We start from the raw sequence: 11,605 nt of genomic DNA on the forward strand, positions 1-11,605 counted from the left end.
GACCGAGGCGTTCGGGCCCCGCCCCCGCCCGCACCGCGAACCGCGCACCGGGGCGCACCGGAGAGAAGAAAGAGAGTCCATTCCGTGTCCGCAGTCTCCGACCGCCTGCCGGTCTTCCCCTGGGACAAGCTCGAGCCGTACAAGGCGACGGCCGCGGGGCACCCGGACGGCATCGTCGACCTGTCCGTCGGCACCCCGGTGGACCCGGTGCCCGACCTGATCCAGAAGGCGCTGGTCGCCGCCGCCGACTCGCCGGGCTACCCGACGGTCTGGGGCACGCCCGCGCTGCGCGACGCGATCACCGGCTGGGCCGAGCGCCGGCTCGGCGCCCGCGAGCTGAGCCACCGGCACGTGCTGCCGATCGTCGGCTCCAAGGAACTGGTCGCCTGGCTGCCGACCCAGCTCGGCCTCGGCCCCGGCGACACCGTCGCCCACCCCCGTCTCGCCTACCCGACGTACGAGGTCGGCGCCCGTCTGGCCCGCGCGGAGTACGTCTCCTACGAGGACCCGACGGAGCTGGACCCGGCCGGTCTGAAGCTCCTGTGGCTCAACTCGCCCTCGAACCCGACGGGGCGCGTGCTGGGCAAGGAGGAACTGACCCGGATCGTGGCCTGGGCGCGTGCGCACGGCGTGCTCGTGGTCTCCGACGAGTGCTACCTCGAGCTGGGCTGGGAGGCCGACCCGGTCTCCGTCCTGCACCCGGACGTCAACGGCGGCTCGTACGAGGGCATCGTCGCCGTCCACTCGCTGTCCAAGCGGTCCAACCTGGCCGGCTACCGCGCGGCCTTCCTCGTCGGCGACCCGGCGGTGCTCGGACCGCTGCTGGAGATCCGCAAGCACGGCGGCATGATGACCTCGGCACCCACGCAGGCCGCGGTGATCGCCGCGCTGTCCGAGGACGCGCACGTGCGCGAGCAGCGGGAGCGGTACGCGGCACGGCGCACGCTGCTGCGCGGGGCGCTGCTGGAGCACGGCTTCCGTATCGAGCACAGCGAGGCGAGCCTGTACCTGTGGGCGACGCGCGAGGAGTCCTGCTGGGACACGGTCGCGCACCTGGCGGATCTGGGCATCCTGGTCGCCCCCGGCGACTTCTACGGCCCCGCGGGCGGGCGTTTCGTCCGCGTGGCCCTGACCGCCACGGACGAGAGGGTCCAGGCCGCGGTCGCCCGGCTGCGGCAGGGCTGAGGGCGACCGCGCCGAACGGCTGCGGCGCGGCCCGTCCGGTACGACCCGTCCCGCGCACGGGAAACCCCCGGGTTCGCGGAGAACCCGGGGGTCGCGTGTGTCTCGCGTGCGCGCCGCGCGTGCGGCGTCAGTGCAGCGGCAGACCGTCCACCGGCAGACCGCCCGAGGGGGCGGCCTTCGTCGCGGACTGGGCCACGTCGCCCAGCGCACCGCCGGCCTGGCCGGCGGCCTCGCCCGCGGTCTTCTGCGCCACCGGCACCGCCGTCTTGACGACCTTGCCGCCGGCCTTGCCCGCGGCCGGGACCGCCTTCTTGACCGCCTTGCCGCCCGTGTCACCCGCCATGCCGGTGACGTGCTGGGTGGTGGCGTCGACGTTGTGGGCGACGTGCGCACCGTCCAGCGCGGTCACACCACCGAGGTCGGGCGTGGCGGGCAGGGCCGTCGTCGCCGCGCTGGCGGAACCGGCCGCACCGACCACGGGCGCCGCTCCCGCCGCGACGATCAGCGCGGCACGGGCGATCCGACGGGTCAGGGGGAGGGACATGTTGCTCCTTCGGACGGAAGAACTCGCTGGGTGTCCGGTGCGATTCGGCAGTTGATCGCCCCGGGGTCGGACGCAGTGACTACCGCTCCAGGGCCCCGAAGGTTGCGGCGGAACAGGGTAAAGAGTTCGCAATGCATCGCATTATCGGGCGGGCAGAAATACGGGCAAACGGCCCGCCCGGAAGCGCGTGCGGAATGCTCGCATCCCTTTCCCCGCAAGGGATTTCCCCGGCGCACGGCCGACCGGCCCGACCTCGTCCGACGGCCCACTCCCGCGCCCCGGGAGAAGCGGACCGGATCGCCCCCAGGGATGACGACCCGTACGACTGCCCGAGACGGCGAGACGGCGAGACGGCGAGGCGGCGACGTGGCGAGGCGGCGACGTGGCGAGGCGGCGAAGCCGTGAGGCGGCGAAGCCGTGAGGCGCTGAGGCGCTGAAAGGACTTCGTGCGCCCGCGCGTTCAGTCCCCGGTGGCGATGCGCACGACGTCCGCCCCGGCCGCCTCCCTTCCGGCGCCCCGGTTCTTCCCGTCCTCCCCGGCTCCCGCGCCGGGCCGGGGTCTTTCGACCGTGCGCCATTCGCCGGCCCCGCCGCCCCGCGACCACTCCAGGCCCGCGTAGGACACCCGAGCGATGTGCAGCGCGGAGGAGTGGGCCACCGCCCAGTGCGCCAGCTCCCAGCCCGTCCGCCGGGTGCGCCCCTCGGCCGGTGCCCCGCGCGGCACGGGCACGGTCACGGAGGCGCGCGTGCCCCCGCCGTCCCCGCCGCCCGCGTCGCCCCGGTCGCCGGCGGAGGGTGCCGCCGTGACCGAGGCCCGCACCCCCACCCCCGACCCTGCCTCCGTCCCCATCCCCGCCGCGGGGAGCACCTGCCGGCCGAAGTCCCGCACCAGCGCCGCCCGTACCGCGTCCGGGCCGCCCGCCGGGGTCGGCGCCGGACGCCCCTCGCAGGTGAGCGTGGCCGCCGAGTGGCCGGTCAGCGCGGTGGCGAGCAGCCGGGCGTCCGGTTCGTGCTTGGCGTAGGCCCGGGGGAAGCCGCTGCGCTGCACCCGCTGCGCGGCCACGGTCAACGGGAGTCGGGCGTACCCGGGCACCCGGACCAGATGGTCGTAGAAGGCGCCCGCCGCGTAGGCCGGGTCCATGATCTGTCTCCTCGTCCCCCAGCCCTGGGAGGGGCGCTGCTGGAAGAGGCCGAGCGAATCCCGGTCCCCGTGCCCGATGTTGTGCAGGCCCGATTCCTGCAGGGCCGTCGCCAGCGCGATGGTCACCGCCCGTTCCGGCAGCCCCCGGGAGGTGCCCACGGCGGAGATCGTCGCCGCGTTCTCCGCCTGCTCCGGCGTGAACTCGTAGGACGTGCCGCCGTGGTCCGCCACGACCCGGCAACGGGGCGCGCCCCCGCCCCCGATGAGGTACTGCAGGGTCAGGTAGCCCGCCAGCGCGAGGAGCGCGGCGAGCGCCGCCCCCCAGCGGGCGAGGCGGCCCCGCCCGAGGAAGGCGGGGGCGGGGGAGCGGGCCGGAGCGGGGGAAGGGGCCGGAGACAGGGACGGTGCTGACACGGCGTACAAGGTACTGGACAGTACGCAGTCGCGCGGGAGCCTGTGGACAACTTCTGGAACGCGTTGTTCCGCGCCGTTCCGCCTTGTTGCCGCCGTTCTTCCGGAGGTCGCGGCAACGGCCCGACCCGTCCGCCGCGTTAGGGTCGGACCATGGCCGACACCCCGCTTGACCTCACGTTGGACGCCGCACGGCTCACCGCGCGACTCGTCGACTTCCCCTCCGAGAGCGGCACCGAGAAGCCGCTCGCCGACGCGGTCGAGTCCGCGCTGCGTGCCCTGCCGCACCTCACCGTCGACCGCCACGGCAACAACGTCGTCGCGCGGACGGAACTGGGCCGCTCCGAGCGTGTCGTCCTCGCGGGCCACATCGACACCGTGCCCATCGCCGACAACGTCCCCTCGCGGCTGGACGAGGACGGCGTGCTGTGGGGCTGCGGCACCTGCGACATGAAGTCGGGCGTGGCCGTCCAGCTCCGCATCGCCGCCACGGTGCCGGCCCCCAACCGCGACCTGACCTTCGTCTTCTACGACAACGAGGAGGTCGCCGCCCACCTCAACGGCCTGCGGCACGTGGCCGAGGCGCACCCCGACTGGCTGCGCGGTGACTTCGCGGTCCTCCTCGAACCCTCCGACGGCGAGGTCGAGGGCGGCTGCCAGGGCACCCTGCGGGTACTGCTGAAGACCTCCGGCGAGCGCGCCCACTCGGCACGGGGCTGGATGGGCTCCAACGCCATCCACGCCGCCGCCCCGATCCTCGACCGGCTGGCCGCGTATCAGCCGCGCCACCCGGTCATCGACGGCCTGGAGTACCGCGAGGGCCTCAACGCGGTCGGCATCTCCGGCGGAGTGGCCGGCAACGTCATCCCCGACGAATGCGTGGTCACCGTCAACTTCCGCTACGCGCCCGACCGCGACGAGGAGGGGGCGCTCGCGCACGTGCGGGAGGTCTTCGAGGGCTGCGGGATCGAGGAGTTCGTGGTCGACGACCACAGTCCCGGCGCGCTGCCCGGCCTCTCCCACCCGGCGGCGGCCGCCTTCATCGAGGCGGTCGGCGGCACCCCGCGGCCCAAGTACGGCTGGACGGACGTCTCCCGCTTCAGCGCCCTCGGCGTCCCCGCGGTCAACTACGGCCCCGGCAATCCGCACCTGGCGCACAAGCGCGACGAACGCGTCGACACGGGGAAGATCCTCGCCGCCGAGGAGCGGCTGCGCGCCTGGCTCACCTCCTGACGCCCCGGGCGGCCGAGGCGGCATGACCGTACATGCGGAGGTTCCTCCGCGGGTAACCCGAGTGGATCTAGTCTGAAACGGTACGACCGGTCGAACAGAGGGAGCGCGTATGCCCACAGGCAACCCCGAGGGCAAGAAGATGCCACCGGACGAGACGCGTGAGGGACCGGTGCTCCGCAGGCGGGGCCAGGTGCAGGAGAGCACGACGGACCAGCGGCTGCTGGACGAGCGCGCACCGACCGACTGGGTCCACACCGACCCCTGGCGGGTCCTGCGGATCCAGTCGGAGTTCATCGAGGGCTTCGGCACCCTGGCCGAACTGCCGCCCGCGATCAGCGTCTTCGGCTCTGCGCGGACCCCGGTGGACTCGCCGGAGTACGACGCGGGCGTACGCCTCGGGCGGGGCCTGGTGGAGGCCGGCTTCGCGGTGATCACCGGGGGCGGGCCCGGTGCGATGGAGGCGGCCAACAAGGGCGCCTGCGAGGCGAACGGCACCTCGGTGGGCCTCGGCATCGAGCTGCCCTTCGAGCAGGGCCTCAATCAGTACGTCGACGTCGGTCTCAACTTCCGCTACTTCTTCGTGCGCAAGATGATGTTCGTCAAGTACGCCCAGGGCTTCGTGGTCCTGCCCGGCGGCCTCGGCACCCTCGACGAACTCTTCGAGGCCCTCACCCTCGTCCAGACCAAGAAGGTCACCCGCTTCCCGATCGTCCTCTTCGGCAGCGCGTACTGGGGCGGCCTCGTCGACTGGCTGGAGAACACCCTGATCGCCCAGGGCAAGGCCGCCCAGTCCGACCTGACCCTCTTCCACGTCACGGACGACGTCGACGAGGCGGTCGCCCTCGTCTCGAAGGAGGCGGGCAGGTAGCACCCGCGGGAAAACGCGGCACCCGGAGGAACGTCCGAGGCACCCGGAGGAACGCCCGCGGCCGGGCGGGCCGCCACTCCGGGCGCCGTGCGGTGCGGCGGACCCCGTCGGCATGACCGGATCCGGGGGAAGTACGGCCGTTGCCGAGGGGGCGCCAGGGCCGTGAGGTCGGCATGGTGGAGGGAGGGCACACGCCCCACTCGTCCCACGTCGCACGGGAAAGCACCGACACCATGACCGAGATCATCGCGGGGGTGGAGATCCCCGACACCTCCGCCGCCACCGAGGCCGAGCGTTTCCTCCGGGAGAGAGCGGACCCCCTGCTCCTCCACCACTCCCGGCGGGTGTTCCTCTTCGGCTCCCTCCACGCACGTGCACTGGACCTGCGGCCCGATCCCGAGTTGCTGTACGTCGCGGCGATGTTCCACGACGCGGGCCTCCTGGTCCCCTTCTCCGCGACGCCGCAGCGCTTCGAACTGGACGGCGCCGACCACGCGCGGACGTTCCTGCGGGACCGGGGTTTCCCGGAGAACGCCGCCGAGGCGGTCTGGACGGCGATCGCCCTGCACACGACGCCGGGGCTGCCCTCCCGGATGGGCCCCGAGACGGCCGCCACCAACTACGGCGTGCTGACGGACGCGGTCGGCTGGGAGCTGGGCAGGCTGGGGGACGAGGACATCGAACAGGTCGTCGCCGTCCATCCGCGCGGCGCGTTCAAGGAAGAGTTCCCGCGGGTGTTCTACGACGGTCTCAAGAACCGCCCGGACACCACGTACGGGACCGTCAACGCGGACATCCTGGAACACTTCGATCCCGCGTTCCGCCGCACGTCGATGGTCGAACGAATCCTCGACGCCCCCTGGCCCAGCTGACCGGACCGTGCGGGACGGCCGCGGCGGAGACAGCGACGACAGGAACGGCCGCGACAGGCCGCGACAGGAACGGCCGCGACGAGAACAACCGCGACAGGAACGGCCGCGACGAGAACAACCGCAGCACAAGGAGCCGCAGGGAAACGTGCGGCGGGAAAGGAAGCACCATGCGAGCCATCACCGTCCGGCAGCGCGAGGCCGGGGTCGCAGGGATGACGCTGGAGGACCGTCCCCACCCCCATGCCTCCGAGAACGACGTCATCGTGCGGGTGCACGCCGCGGGCTTCACCCGGGGAGAACTCGACTGGCCCGCGACCTGGACCGACCGGGCCGGCCGCGAGCGCACTCCGAGCGTGCCCGGCCACGAGGTCGCGGGGGTGGTGACGGAACTCGGCTACGGAACGACCGGCCTCACCGTCGGCCGGCGGGTCTTCGGGCCGACCGACTGGACCCGCGACGGCTCGCTCGCGGAGTACGTCGCGGTGGAGGCCCGCAACCTCGCGCCCCTTCCCGCGGACATCCCGTACACGGTGGCGGCCGCGCTGCCGATCTCGGGCCTGACCGCGTGGCAGGGCCTGTTCGACCACGCTCGTCTCGACGTCGGCCAGACCGTGCTCATCCACGGCGCCGCCGGCGGTGTCGGCTCGCTCGCCGTCCAGCTCGCCCGGGAGGCAGGGGCCCACGTGATCGGCACGGGCCGCGCCCCCGACCGCGACGCCGTCCTCGACCTGGGCGCGCACGCCTTCCTCGACCTGGAGGACGACGGCTGGGAAGGCGCCGGGCCCGTCGACGTCGTGTTCGACGTGATCGGCGGCGACATCCTCGACCGCTCGGCCCCACTGGTGCGGACCGGCGGCACGCTCGTCACCGTCGCCCACCCGCCGACCGTGCGTCCCGAGGACGGGCGGACCGTCTTCTTCGTCGTGGAACCGGACCGCGCACGTCTCGGCGACCTCGCCCGGCGCGTGCGGGAGGGGCGGCTCCGGGTACGGGTCGGCGCGGTCCGGCCGCTGGCCGAGGCGGCCGAGGCGTTCGCCTCCCGGCAGCGCCTCGCCGGCCGCACCGTCATCCGGGTCGCCGAGGACTGAGCGGGCCCGAGGCGGCGATTCCTCCCGCGGCCCTTCGGACGGACCCTAGGCCAGCCCCCGCCGCGCGACCGCCGGCTGCCCGTGGCCGGCGATCGCGGAGACCATGTCCAGCACCTGCCGGGTCTCCGCGACCTCGTGCACCCGGTACACCTGCGCCCCGAGCCACGCCGACACCGCCGTCGTGGCCAGCGTGCCCACCAGCCGCTCCTTGACCGGGCGGTCCAGCGTCTCGCCGACGAAGTCCTTGTTGGACAGCGACACGAGTACGGGCCACCCGGTCTCGACCATCTCCTCCAGGCGCCGGGTCGCCTCCAGGCTGTGCCGGGTGTTCTTGCCGAAGTCGTGCCCCGGGTCGATGAGCACCGACTCCCTCGGCACCCCCAGCGCCACCGCCCGCTCGGCCAGGCCGAGCGTCACCCGCAGGATGTCCGCCATGACGTCCTCGTACGTCACCCGGTGCGGCCGCGTCCGGGGCTCGGCGCCGCCCGCGTGCGTGCACACCAGGCCCACCCCGTACCGCGCGGCGACCTCCGCCAGCCCCGGGTCGACGCCGCCCCAGGCGTCGTTGAGCAGATCCGCGCCGGCCTCGCAGACCGCCTCGCCGACCTCGGCCCGCCAGGTGTCGACGCTGATGATCACGTCGGGGAAGCGCCGCCGCACCTCCGCCACGAAGCCGACCGTCCGCCGCGCCTCCTCCTCGGCGGTCACCTCCTCGCCCGGCCCGGCCTTCACCCCGCCGATGTCGACGATGGCGGCGCCCTCCGACACCGCCCGCTCCACGCGCGCGAGGGCCGGCTCGTCGTGGAACGTCGCTCCCTGGTCGTAGAAGGAGTCCGGGGTCCGGTTCACGATCGCCATGATCACCGGTTCGTGCTCGCCGAATTCGCGCCCGCCCAGCCTGAGCATCCCCTGTGACCTCTTCCCTGCGTCCGCTTTGTTGACCGCCTGCGACCCTAACTGTCGGACCCGCATGGCACGATCGGACCCGAGCACTTCCCCGACCCTTCAGAACCGAGAGCGTGGACCCCGGCGATGTTGATGTTTCTGTTCCTGGTCGTCGCGCTCGCCGTCGTGGTCGCCGCGGTGACACTGGCCGTGGTGGGCGGCGGTGAGAACGCGCCCCTGCCCGAGGCGGCACCGGAGCGGCTGATGGACCCGCTGCCCCCGGACCGACCGGTGAACAGGGCCGACGTGGAGGGCCTGCGCTTCCCGCTCGCCGCCCGCGGCTACCGGATGGCGGACGTCGACGACGCCCTCGGCCGCCTCGGTGCCGAACTCGCCGAACGGGACGCCCGCATCGCCCACCTGGAGTCCGCGCTGGCGGGCTCCCGCACCCCCGGCCCGGTGCCGCTGGACGAGCCGGACGAGGAGAACGACCGATGACCTCACCCGGAGCCGTGCCCGGCGCCGACGGGCTGCCGCGCTGCCCGTGGGCGCTGTCCACCGAGGACTACGTCAAGTACCACGACGAGGAGTGGGGCCGGCCCGTCCACGGGGACGACGCGCTGTACGAGCGGCTCAGCCTGGAGGCGTTCCAGTCGGGGCTGTCCTGGCTCACGATCCTGCGCCGCCGCGCCGGGTTCCGGGCCGCCTTCGCCGACTTCAAGATCGCGGCGGTCGCGGAGTTCACGGAGGCGGACGCGGAGCGGCTGCTCGGGGACGCGGGCATCATCCGGAACCGGCTGAAGATCGAGGCGACGCTCGCCAACGCCCGGGTGCTGGCCCAGTGGGCGCCGGGGGAGCTGGACGCGCTGATCTGGTCCCACGCCCCCGAACCCGAAGGGCGGCCGGTGCCGCGGACCCTCGCCGACGTGCCGGCGGTGACCACGGAGTCCACGGCGCTGTCGAAGGCGCTGAAGAAGCGGGGCCTGCGGTTCGTGGGCCCCACGACGGCCTACGCCCTGATGCAGGCCTGCGGCCTGGTCAACGACCACCTGGCCACGTGCGTGTCCCGCGCCTGACCGCCTCCGCCCGCCCGGGGGAGTACACGGGAGCGGCCCGCGCCCCACGGGGCGGGGGACCGCCGGAGCACGTCCTAGCGTCCCTCGAACTTCGGCGCGCGCTTCTCGACGAACGCCCGGACCGCCTCCACGTGGTCACCGGACGACCCCGCCCGGGTCTGCAGCTCGTCCTCCTTCTCCAGCGCCTCGGACAGCGAGTGCGACTGTCCGAACGCGACCGACTCCTTCAGGGCCGCGTACGCCAGCGTCGGTCCCTCGGCCAGCTTCCGCGCCACCGCCTCCGCCTCCGCCCGCAGCTCGGCCCCCGGCACCACCCGGTTCGCGATCCCCAGCTCCAAGGCCTCCTGCGCCCGCAGCTTCCGGGGGAACAGCAGCAGGTCCATCGCCCGCCCGGCCCCGATCACCCGCGGCAGCGTCCAGGAGATACCGGAGTCCGCGCTCAGCGCGACGCCCGCGAACGAGGTGTTGAACGAGGCCGTGTCCGCCACGATCCGGTAGTCCGCCGCGAGCGCGAACCCGAAGCCGGCGCCCGCCGCGACCCCGTTCACCGCCGCCACCACCGGCTTCGGCGCCTCCGCCAGCGCCCGCAGAATCGGGTTGTAGTGCTCCCGCACGGTGGACATCGTGCCCCCCGAGCCGTCCTTCTGGTCCGCCGCCAGCAGCCCGACGTGCTCCTTGAGGTCCTGGCCCACGCAGAACGCCTGCTCACCGGCCGCGGTGAGCAGGATCGCCCGGACGGCGGAGTCCTCGGCGGCCGCTCGCGCCGCGTCCCGCAGTGCCTCCTTGGTGACGACGTTCAGCGCGTTCATCGCCTCGGGGCGGTTCAGCACGATCGTCGCGAGCCCGTCGTTCACCTCGTACAGCACGGTGTCGGCCATGGAGTCCCCTCGAAGCAGGTCGTAGAGCGGTTCGTGAACAGCATGGCGGAGTTCCCGGGCGTCCGACCGGTCGGTGCGTGTGACCTGCGTCAAAGAACCGGGACCCGGATTCGGTGCCGAATCGGGCCGCCGGGCGGCGAAGTATCGCAGCAGCATCGCCGAATTGAGTGGTTTTGCTCGCGCGCGTTGCCCAAGCGATGCCGACTGATGTTGGTCATCGGGTGTCGCGATGCGGGATAATGGCCAGGAAGCAATGTGTTCGATGCCGGTGTCGTGTGTCCATCGAGGGACCGCGTGCCCTTTCGCGGGGGCCGTCGGCTGACGATGACCTGGTTTCAGGAAGGGGAACGAGCATGGCGGCCATGAAGCCGCGGACGGGTGACGGCCCGCTCGAGGTGACCAAGGAGGGGCGGGGCATCGTCATGCGCGTTCCGCTCGAAGGCGGGGGCCGACTCGTCGTCGAGCTGACCCCGGACGAGGCCGACGCGCTCGGCGACGCCCTGAAGAAGGTCGTCGGCTGAGGCGCGAGCGGCCCTTACCCCCTTCAGTGACCCGGGCATCGGGACAACGATGCCCGGGTCGCTCGTTTTCCCGGGCCGCCGCTCCGGCGCGGCTTCCTGCGGCCGCCCGTCACGGCCTGCCCCGGACGCCCGCGCGTCTCAGCGCTTGACCGCGCACAGCAGGCCGTCGCCCACCGGCAGCAGCGAGGGCACCAGGTCCTGGCTCTCCCGCACCGCCCGCAGCAGCTCCCGCAGCCGGACCACCTCGGCGGGCTGCGGACCGGAGTCGATGGTCCGCCCGTCGGCGAAGACGCCCTCGAAGACGACCAGCCCGCCCGGCCGCAGCAGCCGCAACGATTCAGCGAGGTAGTCGAGGCACTCCATGCGGTCGCCGTCGCAGAACACCAGGTCGTAGCCCGCGTCGGCGAGCCGGGGCAGCACGTCCAGGGCGCGGCCGGGGATGAAGCGGGCCCGATTGCTGGCGAAGCCCGCAGCGCGGAAGGCCTGCCGGGCGAACTGCTGACGCTCAGGCTCGGGGTCCACGGTGGTCAGCACGCCGTCCGGGCGCATGCCGTGCAGCAGGTGGATGCCCGACACGCCGGTACCCGTGCCGATCTCCGCCACGGCCTTGGCGTCCACGGTGGCCGCGAGCAACCGCAGGGCCGCACCCGCGCCGGGCGACACCGAGCGCAGCCCTGCCTCCCGGGCCCGCTCCCGGGCCCAGTGCAGCGCGTCGTCCTCGGCGACAAAGGCGTCGGCGAACGCCCAGCTCGTCTGCCGGTTGGCGGTAATGACCCTCTCCTGTCCCCGTTGTTGCCTCGGCGTGACTGTATCCGTTGGCGTCGGGAACCCGCAGATGGGACCGGGCGTTAAAAGGGACGTGAAGGGACGGGGCAGCCGACGGGGGAGCGAGCGGGGGCGGGA

General features: G+C 73.4%; 13 protein-coding genes. 8 read left to right on the forward strand and 5 right to left on the reverse strand.

Going from position 1 to position 11,605, the window contains the following annotated elements; all coding sequences use genetic code 11:
• Window positions 1–84: 84 nt before the first annotated feature.
• A complete protein-coding gene (locus tag OHB09_RS21590) occupies window positions 85–1,185 on the forward strand; it encodes a bifunctional succinyldiaminopimelate transaminase/glutamate-prephenate aminotransferase (RefSeq protein WP_328922391.1) in 1,101 nt (366 codons plus the stop codon).
• Between the two features lie 127 nt (window positions 1,186–1,312).
• On the opposite strand, the gene OHB09_RS21595 is transcribed toward OHB09_RS21590, so the two are convergent.
• Window positions 1,313–1,729 (reverse strand): hypothetical protein, encoded by a 417-nt coding sequence (locus OHB09_RS21595; protein ID WP_006142197.1) that lies wholly within the window; start codon window positions 1,727–1,729, stop codon window positions 1,313–1,315.
• 460 nt (window positions 1,730–2,189) lie between these two features.
• Entirely contained in the window at window positions 2,190–3,269 is a 1,080-nt protein-coding gene (locus tag OHB09_RS21600; RefSeq protein ID WP_455363906.1) for a heavy metal transporter, read from the reverse strand.
• Window positions 3,270–3,434: 165 nt separating this feature from the next.
• On the opposite strand from OHB09_RS21600, the gene dapE reads away from it, so the two are divergent.
• The 4 genes from dapE (at window position 3,435) to OHB09_RS21620 (ending at window position 7,342) form a co-directional block, all read left to right on the forward strand.
• Entirely contained in the window at window positions 3,435–4,514 is a 1,080-nt protein-coding gene (gene dapE, locus OHB09_RS21605) for a succinyl-diaminopimelate desuccinylase (RefSeq protein ID WP_006142199.1), read from the forward strand.
• Between the two features lie 109 nt (window positions 4,515–4,623).
• Window positions 4,624–5,382 carry an LOG family protein gene (locus tag OHB09_RS21610; protein ID WP_006142201.1) on the forward strand — a complete coding sequence of 253 codons (759 nt, stop codon included), beginning with the start codon at window positions 4,624–4,626 and terminating at the stop codon, window positions 5,380–5,382.
• Window positions 5,383–5,615: 233 nt separating this feature from the next.
• Window positions 5,616–6,254 carry an HD domain-containing protein gene (locus OHB09_RS21615; RefSeq protein WP_176944969.1) on the forward strand — a complete coding sequence of 213 codons (639 nt, stop codon included), beginning with the start codon at window positions 5,616–5,618 and terminating at the stop codon, window positions 6,252–6,254.
• Between the two features lie 167 nt (window positions 6,255–6,421).
• Window positions 6,422–7,342, forward strand: a complete 921-nt coding sequence (locus OHB09_RS21620; protein WP_319118737.1) for an NADP-dependent oxidoreductase — start codon at window positions 6,422–6,424, stop codon at window positions 7,340–7,342.
• A gap of 45 nt (window positions 7,343–7,387) precedes the next feature.
• Here the strand turns inward: OHB09_RS21620 and folP are convergent, their stop codons facing one another.
• Complete coding sequence (folP, locus tag OHB09_RS21625; protein ID WP_093592106.1) at window positions 7,388–8,248, reverse strand: dihydropteroate synthase; 861 nt, start codon at window positions 8,246–8,248, stop codon at window positions 7,388–7,390.
• 126 nt (window positions 8,249–8,374) lie between these two features.
• On the opposite strand from folP, the gene OHB09_RS21630 reads away from it, so the two are divergent.
• Entirely contained in the window at window positions 8,375–8,725 is a 351-nt protein-coding gene (locus OHB09_RS21630; protein ID WP_234527597.1) for a DivIVA domain-containing protein, read from the forward strand.
• Complete coding sequence (locus OHB09_RS21635; protein ID WP_093592103.1) at window positions 8,722–9,303, forward strand: DNA-3-methyladenine glycosylase I; 582 nt, start codon at window positions 8,722–8,724, stop codon at window positions 9,301–9,303. The genes OHB09_RS21630 and OHB09_RS21635 overlap by 4 nt, the downstream gene beginning before the upstream one ends.
• Before the next feature lie 74 nt (window positions 9,304–9,377).
• On the opposite strand, the gene chcB is transcribed toward OHB09_RS21635, so the two are convergent.
• Window positions 9,378–10,181: a 2-cyclohexenylcarbonyl CoA isomerase gene (chcB, locus tag OHB09_RS21640; protein ID WP_191852197.1), complete on the reverse strand. Its 804-nt coding sequence runs from the start codon at window positions 10,179–10,181 to the stop codon at window positions 9,378–9,380.
• A 353-nt stretch (window positions 10,182–10,534) separates the two neighbouring features.
• On the opposite strand from chcB, the gene OHB09_RS21645 reads away from it, so the two are divergent.
• Window positions 10,535–10,702 carry a DUF3117 domain-containing protein gene (locus OHB09_RS21645; protein ID WP_003966491.1) on the forward strand — a complete coding sequence of 56 codons (168 nt, stop codon included), beginning with the start codon at window positions 10,535–10,537 and terminating at the stop codon, window positions 10,700–10,702.
• Window positions 10,703–10,840: 138 nt separating this feature from the next.
• On the opposite strand, the gene OHB09_RS21650 is transcribed toward OHB09_RS21645, so the two are convergent.
• On the reverse strand, window positions 10,841–11,539 hold the full coding sequence (locus OHB09_RS21650) for an O-methyltransferase (protein WP_078618380.1): 699 nt from the start codon (window positions 11,537–11,539) through the stop codon (window positions 10,841–10,843).
• Between the last annotated feature and the right edge of the window lie 66 nt (window positions 11,540–11,605).

It is taken from the genome of Streptomyces griseoaurantiacus (assembly GCF_036189845.1).
In the GTDB taxonomy this organism is placed as follows: Bacteria; Actinomycetota; Actinomycetes; order Streptomycetales; family Streptomycetaceae; genus Streptomyces; species Streptomyces griseoaurantiacus.